This is a genomic window from Flavobacterium sp. (assembly GCF_027483985.1).
Lineage (GTDB): Bacteria > Bacteroidota > Bacteroidia > Flavobacteriales > Flavobacteriaceae > Flavobacterium.
Window position 1 is genome coordinate 44,287 of the sequence record NZ_JAIXTJ010000021.1, and the last position, 18,596, is coordinate 62,882.

Here is an 18,596-nt window from a genome sequence, read left to right on the forward strand (position 1 = left end):
CAATTAAATGTTAAAATATGTAATTGTTTATTACATTTGTATATCAATTTATTTGAGGATGAAGTATTTATTTACAATTACTTTTTTACTTTTTTCTACTTATCTACTTGGTCAAGAGGTAGAAAAAACAATTATACTCAAAGATGAAACTTCTAATTTGCCTATTGAAGATGCATCAGTCTTAGTTTTAAAATCTAAACAACTTAATTTAAGTAATACTGAGGGTAAAGTTAGTTTTGTAATTAAAGGAATTTCCACGATTCAAATTACGCATACATCTTATATTTCTCAAACAATACGTTCGACCAGTTTAAAAGAAAAGGAAACCGTTATTTATTTGAAAAGTAATTTCAATAAATTGGATGAAATAATTTTAACGAAACAACATCCTCAAAAAATATTGGCCACATTAATTGAAAATTCATCTAAAAAACTTACTATTCCAGCCAGATTAAAAGTCTATGCTAGAGAGTTTTTTAAACTCAATGGAGCTTATTCTAATTACAATGATGGTTTGATGAATTTCCAACTTTCAGGTAAGCCAAATGATTTTAAAACTACCATTTTGGTAGAACAAAACCGATCTTTTGGATTAGTTGATGAGTCGATTAATGACGAGCTTGTTGGCTATAATCTGAATAATATTATGCAGAATTACTATAATTTTAAGTATCTAAATCCATTGTTAGAGCCGAGAGCTAAAAAGGAATTTGATTTTTTAATCAAAGCTCATCCAGTAAACGAAGATTATTATGTAATGACCGCAATTCCAACCGATAATAGCGCAGCGATGTTAGACGATTACGCCATAGTTTATGATAGAAAACGAAAGATTATTATTGAAGTAAGTGCTGCAATTTCACCCACATCAATTGCTAAAGCTAAAGATAGCAATGGAAAAAATGGCAAAACGATTTACAAGTCATTTTTTAAAACAATGTATCGGTTTGATTCTAATTACTATTATTTAATTAGTTCAAAAGAGGAGATTGGCTATGAAAAAATTTTCAAAAAAAAGACAACCGATATTGAAGTCCGAAATTACTTTGTAACTACTAATTTTAGTAATCAAAATTATAGTTTTAAAGAAAGTGAAGTTTTTAAAGATAAAACCTTATTCAATAAAAAGAATACCATTCTAAGTAATTATTGGGAACTATCTGGTTTAGTTGCTACAGAAGAAGAAGAACAAATCATAAAACAGGTTCAAGAAACCGATTAAAAAAAAATCCTGAATGTTGAAGTTCAGGATTTTTTTGTTTGGGTCAAATCTTATTTTACAATTTCAAATTTCTCTCTTTTTAAAGCATCTGTTTTAACGTCATAGGTTTCTAAAATAAAGTTACCATCAGCATCATAAAATCCAACTGCAACTTTATTATCAGTTACATAAATATAGTTGTTATTAGATGTTTTTCTTAAAATTCCTTTTGAACTGTTGTCTATCGAATTCAAAGTATATCCCGATTTGTCTGATTGCATTTGGTATTTTTTACCTTCAAACATATAATAAGCAGAACGTTCTACATTTACTTCTTGAACAACGCCATCAAGTGTTACTTTGGTAGTTTTTGTTACTTCTACTTTATTGTCTACTACTTGTGGTATGTTAATGGTATTTGCTTTTTCTTCGCCTAACTCAACCTTCTGAACTTCTTTGGTATTTACCGTTTTTACTAGTTTCTTTTCGCCTTTAGAATCTTTAATAGTTGTTACAGTTGTTTTGGTTTCTGATTTTACATTTTCAGGCGTTTGAGCAAAAAGTGTCGTCGAAAATAAAAATAAAGCGGTCATTGTTAAATTTATAGTTTTCATAATTCAATTATTTAAGTTATCATTATTATTGTACAAAGTTATCTAGCAATCAATTATTTGCTGTTACACAATTTTATTTATCATTTACACAATATTTAAGTTGATATGATTTATCAGATGACAATATTTTTAAATTAAAAACTATATTTGCACTCTTTTAAAAATAAAACTTATGATGGAACGGTTTTGCGTTTCATTTTACCTATAAAAAATAATATTTAAGAAATATGAAAGCAGGAATTGTAGGATTACCAAACGTAGGAAAATCAACTTTATTTAATTGTTTATCCAATGCTAAAGCGCAAAGTGCTAACTTTCCGTTTTGTACTATAGAACCTAACATTGGTGTGGTAAACGTTCCAGATCCAAGAATCAACCGTTTGGAGGAATTAGTAAAACCAGAACGTGTGCAAATGGCAACTGTTGATATCGTTGATATTGCAGGATTGGTAAAAGGAGCAAGTAAAGGTGAAGGTTTAGGAAATCAATTCCTTGCAAATATTAGAGAATGTAACGCAATTATTCACGTTTTGCGTTGTTTTGACAATGATAATATCGTGCATGTTGATGGAAATGTAAACCCAATTCGTGATAAAGAAACGATTGATATCGAGTTGCAATTAAAAGATTTAGAAACAGTTGAAAAACGTTTAGAAAAAGTAAATCGTGCAGCTAAAACTGGAAACAAAGAAGCGCAAACAGAAAAAGCACTTTTAGATAGAATTCGTGAAACGTTGTTGCAAGCAAAATCTGCAAGAACTGTTGAGCCACAAAATCAAGACGAAATCGAATTGATGGAAGATTTTCAATTAATTACAAACAAACCGGTATTATATGTTTGTAATGTTGACGAAAGTTCAGCAGTAAACGGAAATAAATATGTAGATCAAGTTCGCGAATTAGTAAAAGATGAAGATGCTGAAGTTATCATCCTTTCAGTTGGAGCAGAAGCTGATATTACTGAATTAGAAAGCTACGAAGAGCGTCAAGTTTTCCTGGAAGATATGGGATTGACTGAACCAGGTTCGGCAGTATTAATTCGTGCAGCGTACAAATTATTAAAACAACAAACATATTTCACAGCAGGAGTTAAAGAAGTTCGCGCTTGGACCATTAACGTTGGCGATACAGCACCAAAAGCAGCTGGAGTAATCCACACCGATTTTGAAAAAGGATTCATCCGTGCTGAGGTTATTGCATTTGAAGATTATTCAGCATTAGGTTCAGAAGCGAAATGTAAAGAAGCTGGAAAACTAAGAGTGGAAGGAAAAGAATATATTGTTAAGGATGGTGATGTGATGCATTTCCGTTTTAATGTGTAGTTTTTAGAGAATAGATAATAGAATATAGAAAATAGACTAGCCGCAAAAGAGATTTTGCGGTTTTTTTTTGGCACAACATTTGGATTGAAAAAAAAAACTCTTCCCAATGAAAAAATTAGTTTTCTTATTCGTTTTACCTGTTTTGATATTTTCTTGTAAGCAATCTACAAGTGAAGCTATTCCTGATGGAAATAATTTTTACTTTGAAAAGCCTCAACCTATTAACGATTCAGAGTTGAGTTCCTTTCCAAATAAATTTAAAGGAGTTTATATGTCTGAGGATTCACTTTTTTTGAATATTACAAATAATATGATTTTTTCAGAAAGAGAATATAAATTCAGATTTCATAAAAATCAATTAGATTCTTTAAAGGAATATTTTGATGTAGTCGATGGTAAATACATTTCAAAAGATGAAAAAGAAATTTATAATTCTAAAAAAGTTGGAGATTCAATAGAATTTTTATCTAAAAATATTGATACTATTTTTCAGCTTTCAGATACGCAAAAAGCAAAAGGAATTAATGGATTTTTAGTTCTAAATCAAAGAGATTCAATTTATTGGAAAGTTAAATTGATAAGTTTGAATAATAATGCTTTAACTATCAAACAATTATATTTTGATGATGATCTAAAAAGAATAGATTCTATTACAAAAGTTCATTCTAAAATGATTGACTCTGCTAGTTTTGTAATTTCACCAAAAAGAAGAGAATTTACGCAGTTTTTCAAATTGAAAAAATTCGGATTTGACCAAGAATACAGAAAGATTTCTAAATAATCTGCAAAATCTCTTCTCTATTTTCTTACTTAAAATTGTCAAAAACATTCTTAATAACTTTGACAGATATCATTTTAAAAACAGCTCGAAATGCACTATATTAGCTGAAAATCGATACATTTTAAAATGGCTCAAGAAACACAATATAACGAAGACAATATACGCTCACTCGATTGGAAAGAACACATCCGAATGCGTCCCGGAATGTACATCGGGAAACTCGGTGACGGTTCGTCTCCAGATGACGGAATTTATATTTTACTAAAAGAAGTAATCGACAACTGCATCGACGAATTCGTTATGGGTGCAGGAAAAGTTATCGAAGTAACCATAAAAGATAAATTAGTAACCGTTCGTGATTACGGTCGTGGAATTCCATTAGGAAAAGTCGTTGACGTAGTTTCCAAGATGAATACTGGTGGAAAGTATGATTCGAAAGCTTTTAAAAAATCGGTTGGTTTAAATGGAGTTGGTACCAAAGCTGTAAATGCTTTGTCCAATTATTTCCGTGTAGAATCGGTTCGTGACAACCAACAAAAAGCAGCCGAATTCTCGGAAGGAAATCTTAAATTAGAAGAAGAAGTTACCGAAACCACAAAAAGAAAAGGTACAAAAGTGGCTTTCATTGCTGACGAAGCTATTTTCAAAAATTATAAATACCGTAATGAGTATATTATCAAAATGCTCAAAAATTATTGTTATCTAAATCGTGGATTAACAATATATTACAACGGTGAAAAATACCTTTCAGAATTTGGATTAAAAGATTTATTAGAAGAAACAATTACGGAAGAAGATATGCAATATCCAATCATTCACTTAGAAGGTGATGATATCGAAATTGCGCTAACGCACAGTAAATCACAATATTCCGAAGAGTACCATTCGTTCGTAAACGGACAAAATACAACACAAGGTGGAACGCACTTAAACGCATTTCGTGAAGCCATTGTAAAAACCATCCGTGAATATTACAACAAAGGTTTTGAAGCTTCTGATATCCGTAAATCCATCGTTTCTGCGGTTTCTATAAAAGTAGAAGAGCCAGTTTTCGAATCTCAAACCAAAACCAAATTGGGTTCTAACGATGTTGGTCCGAATGGTCCGACGGTTCGTACTTTTATTCACGATTTTATTACAACCAAATTAGATAATTTTTTACATAAAAATCCGGAAGTTGCCGATTTGCTTTTGCGCAAGATTTTACAAGCCGAACGCGAACGTAAAGAACTTTCAGGAATTAGAAAATTAGCCAAAGACAGAGCAAAAAAAGCAAGTTTACACAATAAGAAATTGCGCGATTGTCGTGTGCATTTAACCGATGCTAAAAATCCAAGAAGTTTAGAAAGTACGCTTTTTATTACCGAAGGAGATTCGGCTTCGGGTTCGATTACCAAAAGTCGTGATGTGAATACACAAGCCGTTTTCAGTTTACGTGGTAAGCCTTTGAATTCTTATGGAATGTCGAAGAAAATTGTCTACGAAAACGAAGAGTTCAATTTGCTTCAAGCTGCATTAGATATTGAAGAAAGTATCGAAGATTTGCGTTACAACAATATCGTAATTGCCACCGATGCCGATGTCGATGGAATGCACATTCGCTTGTTATTGATTACGTTTTTCCTTCAGTTTTTTCCTGAAATGATTAAAGAAGGACATTTGTATATTTTGCAAACGCCATTATTCCGTGTGCGAAACAAAAAAGAAACCATCTATTGCTATTCAGACGAAGAACGAAGAGATGCCATAGAAAAACTGAAACCAAAACCAGAAATTACTCGATTCAAAGGATTAGGAGAAATTTCACCTGATGAGTTTAAACATTTCATTGGAGAAAGCATCCGTTTAGATCCTGTGATGTTAGATAAAGCTACATCTATTGAAACTTTGTTAGAATTCTATATGGGTAAAAACACACCAGATAGGCAAACGTTCATTATCAATAATTTGAAAGTGGAATTGGATAAGGAATTGGTAGAGAAATAAAGTTAGAATTTTGTCAAAAGAACTTCAAAATAAAGAGTTATTCCAACAAGTCGTTGTGTTATTGCAAAATGCACAACAACAAGTTTTGCGTACGGTAAATTCAACAATGACCTACACGTATTTCGAAATTGGAAGAATGATTGTCGAAGAGGAACAAAACGGAAAAGAACGCGCCGAATACGGAAAGCAAATCCTAAAAGGACTTTCTCAACAATTGACAAATGAGTTTGGAAAAGGTTTTTCTGTGATTAATTTGGAAAATATGAGGAAGTTTTTTTTGATTTATTCAAATTCGTCGTCACTGATGAGGATTTTGGATATTGTAAATGCTTCTTTTCAAATTCCCCAGTCAGTGACTGGGAATTTAGATATTAAGATTCCCCAGTCACTGACTGGGGAATTTGAAACTCAAAAAACGCAGACACTGATTTCGTTTTTCAAATTGACTTGGACACATTATACTTTTCTAATGCGAATTGATGATGAAAAAGAACGAAGTTTCTACGAAATTGAATCAGAGAAACACAATTGGAGTGTACGTGAACTAAAACGTCAATATGATTCAGCTTTATATGCACGATTGGCTTTAAGCAGAGATAAAGAAGGTGTTTTAAAATTATCAGAAGAAGGTCAGATTATTGAAAAACCAAAAGACATTATAAAAGATCCTTACATTTTAGAATTCTTAGGATTACCAGAGTTAAACAATTATTCTGAATCTGAATTAGAACAAGAAATAATCAATAAATTAGAACATTTTCTATTAGAATTAGGTGAAGGTTTTGCCTTTGTAGCACGTCAAAAACGAATCACATTTGATGATAAACATTTCTATATTGATTTAGTATTTTACAATCGAGTTTTAAAAAGTTTTGTTTTAATCGATTTAAAAATTGGCGAATTGAAACATCAAGATTTAGGACAAATGCAAATGTATGTCAATTATTATGACAGAGAAATGCGATTGGAAGGAGAAAACAAAACCATCGGAATTGTACTATGTCAAAACAAAAGTGATTTGGTTGTAGAATACACACTACCAGATAATAATGAGCAAATTTTCGCAAGTAAATACAAAACAATTTTACCAAGCAAAGAAGATTTAATAAAACTGATAAAAGGATGATAATAAGGTGTTTAATGGTTATTTTAGTTTTAAGTTTTATTTCTTGTAAAGATGTAAAGCCAAATTACAAATATTCATTCTTTAATGATGTGGATAAGATAGAACATATCACTTTTGAAGAAAATGATTTTATTCAAAAAATGACTTCAAAAGATGCTACTATACCTAAAATTATTTCTTCAAAAATTATATTAAAAGAGAATTTTGAAGTTTTATTTGAATTATTATCGAAAAAATATGATAATTGTACTTTGATGAAATGTTACAATCCAAGAGATATTTTTTATTTTTATAAAAAAGGTAAAAAAGTAGGCTTTTATGAATTTTGTATAGAATGTGGAGGAAGTAGAACTTCTAAAAATTTAGATAGTTTACCAACCTTTTGTCAAGAAAAAGGAGTTGATTTAGACGAGATATTAAAAAATAATTAAAAAATTTAAGTTTAGTAGTCTACAACTTTTAAACTTCTAAACCTTAAACTTTTAAACCTTCATATGAAAGACGAAGAAGAAGATAACATTAACGAAGAAGAAACTAACGACGAGTTAGACGATTCAACCAATGACGAAATTGCTGACGAAGGCTTTGAGGACATAGTTTCTAGAGGCGGAAATCACTTTTACGAAAACGACGAAAATCCAGAAGACACCATTACCAAAGTTACAGGAATGTATAAAGATTGGTTTTTGGATTATGCTTCCTATGTAATTCTTGAGCGTGCCGTACCTGCGATTGAAGATGGTTTCAAACCAGTGCAACGTCGTATTATGCATTCATTGAAAGAGTTGGATGACGGTCGTTACAACAAAGTTGCGAATGTCGTTGGACACACGATGCAGTATCATCCTCACGGTGATGCGAGTATTGGAGATGCTATGGTGCAAATTGGTCAGAAAGAATTGTTGATTGATTGTCAGGGAAACTGGGGAAATATTCTAACAGGAGATAGTGCTGCAGCTTCGAGATATATTGAGGCACGTTTATCTAAATTCGCTTTAGAAGTTTTGTATTCTCCAAAAATCACCGATTGGGGTGTTTCTTACGATGGTCGTCGTGCCGAGCCGAACAATCTTCCAGTAAAGTTTCCTTTGCTTTTGGCTCAAGGTGCTGAAGGAATTGCGGTTGGACTTTCGACTAAAGTTTTGCCTCACAATTTCAACGAATTGATTGATGCTTCGATTAAAATTTTAAAAGGAAAACCTTTTACATTATATCCAGATTTTCAAACTGCTGGAATTGCCGATGTTTCCAATTATAACGATGGTTTGCGTGGCGGACGTGTTCGTGTTCGTGCCAAAATTTCGCAATTGGACAAACAGACTTTGGTGATTACTCAAATTCCGTTTTCAACCAATACATCGACTTTGATTGATAGTATTTTGAAAGCTAACGAAAAAGGTAAAATCAAAATCAAGAAAATTGAAGACAATACAGCTGCCGAAGTTGAGATTTTAATTCACTTATTTCCAGGAGTTTCTCCAGATAAAACGATTGATGCTTTGTATGCGTTTACGGCTTGTGAAACCTCTGTTGCTCCTTTGGGTTGTGTGATTGAAGATAACAAACCGTTATTTATTGGTGTTTCTGATATGTTGAAAATTTCGACGGAAAGAACGGTTGATTTATTAAAGAAAGAGCTCGAAATTCAATTAGAAGAACTTAAAAACAAATGGCATTTCTCGACTTTAGAAAAGATTTTCATTCGTGAAGAAATGTATATTGATTTCAAATTGTATTCGGATAGAGAATCGCTTTATAAATATATGTACAATCGTTTTGAGCCTTTCAAAAAATCATTTGTACGTGAAATTGAAGATGACGATTTGCAGAAATTAACCCAAATTCCGATGATTCGTATTACGCGATTTGACTCGGATAAAGCGGATGATTTTATTGCCAAATTGGAAGACGAAATGAAAGAAGTGCAACATCATTTAGATAATCTAATTGATTTTGCCATTGATTATTTTGCTCGTTTGAAAGAGAAATACGGAAAAGGTCGCGAACGTCAAACGGAATTGAGAAGTTTTGAAAATATCGAAGCTACGAAAGTGGTTTTAAGAAATACAAAATTATATGTAAACAAAGAAGAAGGTTTCTTTGGAACAGGTTTGAAAAAAGACGAGTACGTTGCTGATTGTTCTGATATTGATGACGTTATCGTTTTCTTACGCGATGGGAAAATGATGATTTCTAAAGTTGACGACAAGAAATTCGTAGGAAAAGATATCATACACATTGATGTATTTGACAAAAATGACAAACGTACCATTTACAATATGATTTATCGTGATGGTAAAAATGGTTCTACTTTTATAAAACGTTTTAATGTTTCAGGTGTTACTCGTGATAAATTTTACGATTTAACACAAGAAAAACCAGGTTCACAAACTTTATATTTCTCTGCTAATCCAAATGGTGAAGCTGAGGTTGTAACGATATTATTGCGTCAAGTTGGAAGCGTGAAAAAACTAAAATGGGATGTTGATTTCACTGACATTGCCATAAAAGGTCGTGCTTCTCGTGGAAATACAGTTACCAAATATCCAATCAAGAAAATTGAATTGAAGGAGAAAGGAATTTCAACTTTACGTCCGAGAAAAGTTTGGTTTGATGATACAGTTCAGCGTTTGAATGTTGATGGAAGAGGCGAGTTGTTAGGCGAATTCCGACCAAATGATCGTTTGTTAATCATCAATCAATCTGGAAAATTGAAAACCATTATTCCAGAACTGACTACGCATTTTGATGAAGATATGATTGTGCTAGAAAAATGGAATCCGAAGAAACCTATTTCTACAATATATTATGATGGAGAAAAAGAGCGCTATTTCATTAAACGATTCTTGGTTGAAAACGAAAATAAAGAAGAAGTTTTCATTACTGAACACGAAAAATCACAATTAGAAATTGTTTCAACCGATTGGCGTCCAGTGGCGGAAATTGTATTTGCGAAAGTAAAAGGCGTTCAAAAAGACAATCAAACCATTGATTTAGAGCAATTTATAGCAGTAAAAGGAATCAAAGCTTTGGGTAATCAATTGACTACTGATAAATTGAAACAAGTAAATCTTTTAGAATCGTTACCATACGAAGAGCCAGTGGAAGAAGTTCCAGAAGAAACGCAAATTTCAGGCGATGAAAGTGCTTCCGAAGATATTCAAACTGAATTAGACGACGACGGACAAATTACGTTGTCTTTAGAATAAACTCGACCTGCAAGGTTTCATAAGCCTTGTAGGTTTTTTTATTTGATAAATCATTTTTATTTCAAAACAACTCAACTAATTTCACTTCAAATTTTACTAAAAAAAAATAATGTCAACATTTCTATCCGATATTGAGATTGCTCAAAATGCAACTTTACAACACATTAGAAAAATAGCCGAAAAAATAAATATTCAAGAAGACGATTTAGAATACTACGGAAAGTATAAAGCCAAATTGCCTTTAGAATTACAAGCTGAAAATCCAAAAGGAAAACTTATTTTGGTTTCTGCGATGTCGCCAACTAAATATGGTGAAGGAAAAACCACAATGACTATTGGGCTAACAGACGGTTTGAACTACATTGGAAAAAAAACAATTGGTGTTTTGCGCGAACCTTCACTCGGACCAGTTTTTGGTTTGAAAGGCGGCGCTGCTGGTGGCGGATATGCTCAAGTTGTTCCAATGGAAGATATTAATTTGCATTTTACAGGTGATTTTTCGGCTATTGAAAAAGCTAATAATTTACTTTCAGCAGTAATTGATAATAATCTTCAAAATCCGAAGTTTTCTTTGAATTTAGATCCAAAATCTATTGCTTGGAAACGTGTTATGGATATGAATGATCGTTCACTTCGCCAAATAATTATTGGAGTTGGAGCAAAAGCTAACGGAACGATGCGCGAAGATGGTTTCAACATTACTCCAGCATCAGAAGTGATGGCGATTCTTTGTTTGTCGAAAGATTTAGAAGATTTGAAATTTAGATTAGGAAATATTTTTGTTGGAAAAACTTTTGAAGGGAAAGCGATTTTTGCTCGTGATTTGAAAGTAGTAGGAGCAATGGCAGTTTTGCTAAAAGATGCTTTGAAACCGAATTTAGTACAAACTTTAGAAGGAAATCCAGCTATTCTTCACGGTGGACCATTTGCAAGTATTGCACAAGGTACGAATACAGTGATTGCTACTAAAATGGGACTTTCTCTAGGCGATTATGTAGTTACCGAAGCAGGATTTGGAGCCGATTTGGGTGCTGAAAAATTCTTTCATATAAAATGTGGACAAAGCGGATTGAAACCTGATGCTGTGGTTTTAGTTGTCACGATTCGAGCAATTAAACATCACGCTGGTTTGAATGCAGAAGATTTTAAAACGGAAAATGTGGCTGCAATTGAAAAAGGATTCTGCAACTTAGAAAAGCACATTGAAAATATTCAAAAGTTTGGAATAAATCCTGTGGTTTCTGTAAATGCTTTTCCTGATGATACACAAGCTGAATATGATAAATTGAAAGCATTGTGTTTAGCAAAAGGCGTTACTGCAATTGTAAGCACAGCTTTTGTTGATGGCGGAAAAGGTTCGGCTGAATTAGCTGAAAAAGTAGTTGCTGAAATCAACAAAGATGAAGCAAATTTTAGACCATTATATCAAAAAGAAGATTCAATTGAACATAAAATAAATACGATAGCGAAAGAAATTTATGGGGCAAGTTCGGTTGAGTTTTCTCCAAAATCGAAATCACAATTGAAGATGATTAATGATCTAGGTTTTAATGAATTTCAAATTTGTATGGCAAAAACACCTGCAAGTTTTTCTGACAATGAAAAGATAATTGGACGTCCGACGGATTTTACTATTACGGTTCGTGAGTTTGAAATCGCTAGTGGTGCCGGATTTATTGTTCCGTTACTTGGAGATGTTATGCGAATGCCTGGTTTGCCAGCAGTTCCAAATGCTGAAAGGATTGATATTGATAATGATGGTAAGGTAATAGGATTGTCTTAGAAATTTTGAATAAATAATCAATACAAATACTAGTTAACCCTGATGGGAATGAAAATAAAAAATGCCTTGATTGTTTCAAGGCATTTTTTTATTGTAATGGACAGCAGGAATAGGGTTTTGTGATAAACCCCAAACGATTCGTTCCTAAAATTAATTAGTAATATCGCTATCTTCTAATTTTTTGTCTATGATTTTGCTGTTGTTTAATTGAACAGGTTTTTTGCTGCTTTTCTTCATTTTTAAATTTAGGAATTCTACAAAAAGTGAGAAGAAAATCGCAAAATATAAATATCCTTTTGGAATGCTATGAACTTCAACATCATTACCAAATTTGAAATTTGCTAAATGCGAACCTTCTGCTAAAAGCATAACTCCAATAAGAATTAAGAAGGAAAGTCCAAGAATTTGAATCGTTGGATGTTCGTTTACGAATTTAGAAACTGGTCCAGCAAAAGCTAACATTACAACAATAGAAAGTACGATTGCTAAAATCATAATTTCGATTGCTCCAGCAGGTCCAAAACCTTTTGGTGGTTCGGCAGAACTTACTAAACCAATTGCTGTTAAGATACTATCAAAAGAGAAAACGATGTTTAATAATGCGATTTGTAAAATTGCAGCTGATAAGCTATTGCTTGCTTTTCCGTTGGTTGATTCTTCTTCACCTTCTAATTTGTGGTGAATTTCTGAAACCGATTTATATAACAAAAATAAACCTCCACCAAAGATGATTAAACTTTGTCCAGAAATTCCACCAGAGAAAAATCCGAAATCAAAATCATAAAAAGATTTTTTTAATCCCATAACCCAAGTGATTCCGAAAAGTAAGATAATACGAAATACCATTGCTAATAATAATCCAATTCTTCTGGCTTTTGGTTGATCTTCTTCACGAAGTTTTCCCGAAACGATAGATAAGAAAACAATGTTGTCAATACCAAGAATGATTTCTAAAAATGTTAAAGTTAAAAGTGCAATTAATGCATCTGTGGTAAATAATACTTCCATTAGTAAGTTTAAAAAGTTAAAGTTAAAGTGGTTTTACGGAATTAATTGATTTTTGTTACAGTTCCTATTTGTTTTTTTGATTCTCCAACAAAAGAATATTCAAAAGTATAGGTTTTTCCTTCGGTTGAAATGAATCGCATAGAAATTGCTTTTTGTTCAGCCATATTTCTTGGATGTAATTTTTTTAGAATAAATTCGTAGTCGCTTACCCAACGAACTGATGCAGTATCGGTTCTTCCTTTATAGGTTTCTATTTGTAATTTATCGGTTCGTTCAAAAGTTGTGATTTCTTTTTTGCCATTAACTTCTTGCACAAATTCAAATTTACCTGTTTTAAATTCTTCTGGATGGCATTCTAATTTGTTTTGGCAACTAAGAAAAAGTATAGATATTAAGAAAAGCAATAGTGTTTTCATATAAATGGAATATAATTATTTATCGTTAAAAAGTGCATCAGTCATTGTTTTTATTCCTTTGAAAGCTAAATACACCGAAGTAATACAAATGGAGCAGCCAATGACTAAAATTAAATAATGCCAATTAGTGTGTTTGTTCATAAAGGCATTATACATAATGCTTGGTCCGATAAACATTAAAGGTAATGCACCAAATAAATATTTGACACCTTTGGCTAATAAATCTTTATTAGTTGACATATTAAAAACGAATTTGTATGCCGTAACCTCGTTGGTTTCCGATTAAATTTACTTCAAAATTGGAGTTGGTATCACCTTGATTTTTTAGACCATTATTGTACAAATCAATTCCTTCTTTAATTTTTTTGTTCTTTCCAGTTAAAACTGGGATCGCTACAATTAATGCTCCAGCTCCAATGTAAGTAGCGATAGTTGGATAATTTACATCAGAAACTAGGCCTACAACTATATCGGTAATGACCAAAGCACCACCAAATCCAATTAAGAAACCTCCAGCTGATTCTTTGCCAAGTCCAGATTTGAATTTACTCAAAGCTTCAGCATTAGAAGCCAATAATTGTTTGGTTTCTCTAGTCGAAATTTGACTTCCGTTTACATAATATTTGCCTCGTTCTAAAGAGATTTCTTGAGCAAAAGAAAGTACAGACAGTAATAATGCGAATGTTAACAATAGTTTTTTCATAGTTTTTATTTTTTAAAATTTATTTATTTCCAGTGTTCAACGGCTTTTCTAACGCTTCCAAATTCCATTAGTAATTCACTTGCTTTTTCGTAATTTACAGGAATTTCGCTCATAATCATTTTTACGCCTCGATCAACTAATTTATCATTACTCAATTGCATGTCGACCATTTTGTTGCCTTTTACTTTTCCGAGTTGGATCATAGTTGCTGTTGAAATCATATTCAAAACTAGCTTTTGAGCTGTTCCTGCTTTCATTCGTGAACTTCCTGTAACGAATTCAGGTCCAACCACAACAACAATTGGAAAATTTGCAGTTAGTGCTAACGGACTTCCTTCATTACATGTAATGCAGCCAGTAACTATATCATTATCATTGCATTTTTTTAGACCTTCAATGACATAAGGTGTTGTTCCTGACGCAGCAATTCCTATTACCACATCGTTTGTTGAGATATTTTGTTCTTGTAAATCTATCCATGCTTGAGTTGTATTGTCTTCTGCATTTTCAACTGCTTTTCTAATGGCTTTATCGCCACCAGCTATAATTCCGTTTACTAAATCAAATGGAACTCCAAATGTTGGTGGACATTCACTTGCATCAACAATACCTAATCTTCCGGATGTTCCAGCGCCGATATAAAAAAGTCGTCCTCCAAGTTTCATTTTTTCCACAACTTTTGAAACTAACGCTTCAATTTGGGGCAAAGCTTTTTCAACTGCCAACGGAACGGTTTTGTCTTCCTTATTAATATTAGTCAACAATTCAGATACCGACATTTTTTCTAAATGTTCGTATTTGGAGGATTGCTCTGTGGTTTTGGTGAAGTTCATTTAGTTTCTTCTATTTTAAAACTTTTAACTTGGTTAGATTGATTAAATTCGATTTTCAAATTTTTAATATAAACTGGATCAATATCAAAACCATAATCTGTAACAATATTATAATAAATTGAATTTGGTTCAACGTTAGAATAATTTTCTGGTTCACCCAATAATTCAACTAGTTCAATTTTAGAAAGTCCAATTAATTTATGGTTTAAAGTTAAATCATTTATCATCTTATCTCTATTTAAATAAAACCCATCACTAGACTTTAACCAATCTACTTTATTAAATTTTATTTCATTTTTGCAAGAAAAACATATAATAATCAAAATAAAGACAATCTTAAATTTTGATGATAGAATGTTTTTAGACAGCTGCATAGTACTACTTTAAAACGTGATGTGCTAAAACACTTTGAACATCATACACATTTACCGATTTATTAAATTGCTTTACAATACTTGGATTAACCTCACTTGAAACCCAAATTTTTAGTTCAGCCTCAAGGTCAAAAGTGCCTGCTGTTTCAATACTGAATCGAGAAATGCTCTTGTAAATAATCGATTTGTATTCAATTTTGCTTCCGGTAATCCCTTGTTTTTCAACTAAAATAAGTCGTTTGTTGGTGAAAATAAAAGTATCTCTTATCAGTTTGAATCCCAATTCAATTATTTCACCTTCAATTAAAAGTTTTCCGTAATCATTTTGTAAAGTCTCCTGATTTACAGCACCAGCATTGCCTAATAGAGCAGAAAATAATCCCATAGTAATCTTATTTTATTTTTTGTTCTTCAAATATAAAATAAAAGTTCGGAATTACATAAAATATGCTAACACAACTCCTAAAATAATCATCGAGATTTTTGCTATATTGAATTTATGTCCTTCACTACTTTCAAAAATGATGGTTGAGGAAATGTGGAATAAAATTCCGATAACAACCGCAGTAATCTCATTATAATAGTTACCTAAGCTCGGAAAAATATCAGAAATAAGTGTTCCAAGCGGTGTCATTACTGCAAATGTTAGCATAAAAAGAAACAAAGCGGTTTTGTTTAACTCAGCATTTAAGAAAAATGTGGTTAAGATAATTGCAATCGGTAAATGATGTATCGCAATTCCGAGCGCTAATTCGTGATGATGACCAACAGGAAAACCTTCTAGTAAAGCGTGAATACATAGGCTAATAAATAAAAGCCAAGGCATTTGAGTCATTTTATCGTGTCCGTGAACGTGTCCGTGTTCAGCTCCTTTTGAAAAAAATTCTAATATTATTTGAAATAAAATACCAAGCATAATAAAAATCCCAACATTATGGTTGTGAGATTCATATACTTCTGGTAATAAATGAATTACTGTTAATGAAAGTAAAAATGAACCACTAAAAGCTAGTAGTAATTTTAAATTTTTTTTAGCTCGTGGTTTTAGTGCTATTGCGATAAAAAAACCAAGTAAAACCGATAATAATGGCAATAAGTAATTCATTATTTAAATATCATAATTAATCGTTCGCTAGTATTCTTGTGAAATTTTTTCAATTTGTAGTCGCCAAAAGTATCTAAAAGGTAAATACCAGCATCATCCATCATCTTTTGAAAATCTTCTAAAGTTAACGCTTTTACTTTTTCGGTAAAATGATATTTTTCGTTTTGATCTTCAAATGCTATTTCTTTTATAATATGATTGTCGGCAACATATCTTTTAATATGAAAATCAATGCCATCAACAGTTTTAATTTCTTCGGGAACTAAATTAGCGATGACTTGATGTACATTCATAAAATCGATTACAGCAAAACCATAATCAGTCAAACTTTCTTTAATTGCAATTAATGTTCTTAAATCATCGTTATCGTTTTCAAAATAACCAAAACTTGTAAAAAGATTGAAAATAGCATCAAATTTATCTTCAAATTTTTCACGCATATCGTGTACTTCGAAATGCAAGGTATCGTTCGCATTTTTGCTTGCTTCTGCAATACTGTTTTCAGATAAATCGGCACCTAAAACATCAAATCCGAGTTGATTTAGATAAATAGAATGACGTCCTTTGCCACAAGCTAAGTCCAAAACTTTGGCTTTTTCAGGAAGATTTAGATAGTGTGTCAAATTATCCATAAAAACCTGCGCTTCACGGTAATTTCTGTCTTTATATAAAATGTGGTAGTAAGGTGTATCAAACCATGAAACGAACCAATTATTAGTTGTAAGTTTCGAGTTTGGAGTTTCGGGTTTATCTAATATTGACATTAATTCTTGTTCATAAAATTCCTAGCGTGCAAATTTAGTGTATTTTTGCAAAAGTTATCCCAAGTTTGGGATTTAGTTAGTTATTGAAATTGCAATTGAATTTTGAAATTGCAATTGAATTTTGATATTGAAAATGGAAAATTTTAAAATGGTTGCCAAAACCTTCTTTGGTTTTGAAGAAATATTAGCTCAGGAATTACGCGTTTTAGGTGCGCAAGATGTTGAAATAGGAACAAGAATGGTAAGTTTTAAAGGAGATAAAGGTTTTATGTACAAAGCCAATTTGTCGTTAAGAACTGCTTTAAAAATCTTAAAACCCATTTATTATTTCAGAGCAAAATCCGATGTTTTATTATACAAAGGAATTCAAGGAATTGATTGGAGTACCTATCTAAATGCTAATCAGACTTTTGTTATTGACACAACCATTCATTCTGATTTTTTTAAACATTCACAATTTGTTTCTCAAAAAGCTAAAGATGCTATTGTAGATCAATTTCGTGAAAAAACTGGCGTTCGTCCAAGCATTGATAAAGAATTTCCCGATTTAAGAATTAATATTCATATCGATAAAGATCAAGTTTCGGTAGCGTTAGATACCTCAGGAAATTCGTTACACCAACGAGGTTATAGAACGGCAACTAATATTGCTCCAATTAATGAAGTTCTTGCTGCAGGAATGCTATTACTAGCTGGTTGGGAAGGCAAAACTGATTTTCTTGATCCAATGTGTGGTTCGGGAACGATTCTTATTGAAGCCGGAATGATTGCATGTAATATTCCAGCTAATATCAATAGAAAAGAATTTGCCTTCGAAAAATGGAACGATTGGGATAACGACCTTTTTGATCAAATTATTGATGCCTTGATGAAACGCACTCGCGAATTCCATTATACATTAAAAGGATATGATAAAGCGCCAAGTGCTGTAAATAAAGCCATTGACAATGTTAAAAATGCTAATCTTGACGATTATATAAAAATTGAACAACAAAATTTCTTTGATACTAAAAAGGAAACTTCTGGACCATTACAAATGGTTTTCAATCCGCCTTATGGTGAACGTTTGGATATTGATTTGGAACGTTTTTACAGAGAAATGGGTGATACAATGAAACAAAATTATCCCGGAACAAATGCTTGGTTCATTACAGCCAATTTAGAAGCATTGAAATATGTTGGACTAAAACCGTCAAGAAAAATCAAACTTTTTAACGGTAGTTTAGAAGCACGATTGGTAAAGTACGAAATGTATGAAGGTAGCAAAAGAACAAAGTTTCAAGTAGAAGAAGACAAATAGGAAACAAAAAAGTTGCAGTAAATTATCAAATTGAAATTTTAAGCACAGTATACAATATACAACAATTCATT

At 31.9% G+C, this 18,596-nt stretch carries 19 protein-coding genes; 9 read left to right on the plus strand and 10 right to left on the minus strand.

Annotated features, from left to right (window positions below):
* Window positions 1-58: 58 nt before the first annotated feature.
* A complete protein-coding gene (locus Q0050_RS05295; protein ID WP_298393045.1) occupies window positions 59-1,222 on the plus strand; it encodes a hypothetical protein in 1,164 nt (387 codons plus the stop codon).
* Between the two features lie 50 nt (window positions 1,223-1,272).
* On the opposite strand, the gene Q0050_RS05300 is transcribed toward Q0050_RS05295, so the two are convergent.
* Window positions 1,273-1,815: a hypothetical protein gene (locus tag Q0050_RS05300; RefSeq protein WP_298393047.1), complete on the minus strand. Its 543-nt coding sequence runs from the start codon at window positions 1,813-1,815 to the stop codon at window positions 1,273-1,275.
* 227 nt (window positions 1,816-2,042) lie between these two features.
* Between Q0050_RS05300 and ychF the strand changes: the two genes are divergently transcribed.
* The 7 genes from ychF (at window position 2,043) to Q0050_RS05335 (ending at window position 12,022) form a co-directional block, all read left to right on the plus strand.
* Complete coding sequence (gene ychF / locus Q0050_RS05305; protein WP_298393049.1) at window positions 2,043-3,137, plus strand: redox-regulated ATPase YchF; 1,095 nt, start codon at window positions 2,043-2,045, stop codon at window positions 3,135-3,137.
* A 106-nt stretch (window positions 3,138-3,243) separates the two neighbouring features.
* Window positions 3,244-3,918 carry a hypothetical protein gene (locus Q0050_RS05310; protein ID WP_298393050.1) on the plus strand — a complete coding sequence of 225 codons (675 nt, stop codon included), beginning with the start codon at window positions 3,244-3,246 and terminating at the stop codon, window positions 3,916-3,918.
* 126 nt (window positions 3,919-4,044) lie between these two features.
* Entirely contained in the window at window positions 4,045-5,904 is a 1,860-nt protein-coding gene (locus Q0050_RS05315; protein WP_298393051.1) for a DNA topoisomerase IV subunit B, read from the plus strand.
* 10 nt (window positions 5,905-5,914) lie between these two features.
* Entirely contained in the window at window positions 5,915-7,030 is a 1,116-nt protein-coding gene (locus tag Q0050_RS05320) for a PDDEXK nuclease domain-containing protein (RefSeq protein ID WP_298393053.1), read from the plus strand.
* A 14-nt stretch (window positions 7,031-7,044) separates the two neighbouring features.
* Window positions 7,045-7,461, plus strand: coding sequence for a hypothetical protein (locus tag Q0050_RS05325; RefSeq protein WP_298393055.1), 417 nt, complete (start codon window positions 7,045-7,047; stop codon window positions 7,459-7,461).
* 63 nt (window positions 7,462-7,524) lie between these two features.
* On the plus strand, window positions 7,525-10,239 hold the full coding sequence (locus Q0050_RS05330; protein ID WP_298393057.1) for a DNA gyrase/topoisomerase IV subunit A: 2,715 nt from the start codon (window positions 7,525-7,527) through the stop codon (window positions 10,237-10,239).
* A 109-nt stretch (window positions 10,240-10,348) separates the two neighbouring features.
* Window positions 10,349-12,022, plus strand: a complete 1,674-nt coding sequence (locus Q0050_RS05335) for a formate--tetrahydrofolate ligase (protein WP_298393059.1) — start codon at window positions 10,349-10,351, stop codon at window positions 12,020-12,022.
* A 150-nt stretch (window positions 12,023-12,172) separates the two neighbouring features.
* Here Q0050_RS05335 and Q0050_RS05340 read toward each other — a convergent pair whose 3' ends face one another.
* The 9 genes from Q0050_RS05340 to Q0050_RS05380 form a co-directional block, all read right to left on the minus strand.
* Window positions 12,173-13,030 carry a TerC family protein gene (locus Q0050_RS05340; RefSeq protein WP_298393061.1) on the minus strand — a complete coding sequence of 286 codons (858 nt, stop codon included), beginning with the start codon at window positions 13,028-13,030 and terminating at the stop codon, window positions 12,173-12,175.
* A gap of 41 nt (window positions 13,031-13,071) precedes the next feature.
* Entirely contained in the window at window positions 13,072-13,446 is a 375-nt protein-coding gene (locus Q0050_RS05345; protein ID WP_298393063.1) for a DNA topoisomerase IV, read from the minus strand.
* Window positions 13,447-13,461: 15 nt separating this feature from the next.
* The gene (locus Q0050_RS05350; protein ID WP_298393065.1) at window positions 13,462-13,686 is read right to left on the minus strand and encodes a DUF6095 family protein; all 225 of its coding nucleotides are present in this window, start codon (window positions 13,684-13,686) and stop codon (window positions 13,462-13,464) included.
* 1 nt (window position 13,687) lies between these two features.
* On the minus strand, window positions 13,688-14,149 hold the full coding sequence (locus Q0050_RS05355; RefSeq protein WP_298393067.1) for a hypothetical protein: 462 nt from the start codon (window positions 14,147-14,149) through the stop codon (window positions 13,688-13,690).
* Window positions 14,150-14,172: 23 nt separating this feature from the next.
* Window positions 14,173-14,982: an N-acetylmuramic acid 6-phosphate etherase gene (gene murQ, locus Q0050_RS05360; protein WP_298393069.1), complete on the minus strand. Its 810-nt coding sequence runs from the start codon at window positions 14,980-14,982 to the stop codon at window positions 14,173-14,175.
* The gene (locus Q0050_RS05365) at window positions 14,979-15,209 is read right to left on the minus strand and encodes a hypothetical protein (RefSeq protein ID WP_298393071.1); all 231 of its coding nucleotides are present in this window, start codon (window positions 15,207-15,209) and stop codon (window positions 14,979-14,981) included. The genes murQ and Q0050_RS05365 overlap by 4 nt, the downstream gene beginning before the upstream one ends.
* Before the next feature lie 151 nt (window positions 15,210-15,360).
* Complete coding sequence (locus Q0050_RS05370; protein ID WP_298393073.1) at window positions 15,361-15,741, minus strand: PH domain-containing protein; 381 nt, start codon at window positions 15,739-15,741, stop codon at window positions 15,361-15,363.
* Between the two features lie 51 nt (window positions 15,742-15,792).
* Window positions 15,793-16,461 (minus strand): ZIP family metal transporter, encoded by a 669-nt coding sequence (locus Q0050_RS05375; RefSeq protein ID WP_298393075.1) that lies wholly within the window; start codon window positions 16,459-16,461, stop codon window positions 15,793-15,795.
* Entirely contained in the window at window positions 16,461-17,225 is a 765-nt protein-coding gene (locus Q0050_RS05380; protein ID WP_298393077.1) for a bifunctional 2-polyprenyl-6-hydroxyphenol methylase/3-demethylubiquinol 3-O-methyltransferase UbiG, read from the minus strand. Before Q0050_RS05380 ends, Q0050_RS05375 begins: the two co-directional genes overlap by 1 nt.
* Before the next feature lie 133 nt (window positions 17,226-17,358).
* On the opposite strand from Q0050_RS05380, the gene Q0050_RS05385 reads away from it, so the two are divergent.
* Window positions 17,359-18,525, plus strand: a complete 1,167-nt coding sequence (locus tag Q0050_RS05385; RefSeq protein ID WP_298393079.1) for a THUMP domain-containing protein — start codon at window positions 17,359-17,361, stop codon at window positions 18,523-18,525.
* Window positions 18,526-18,596 lie beyond the last annotated feature (71 nt).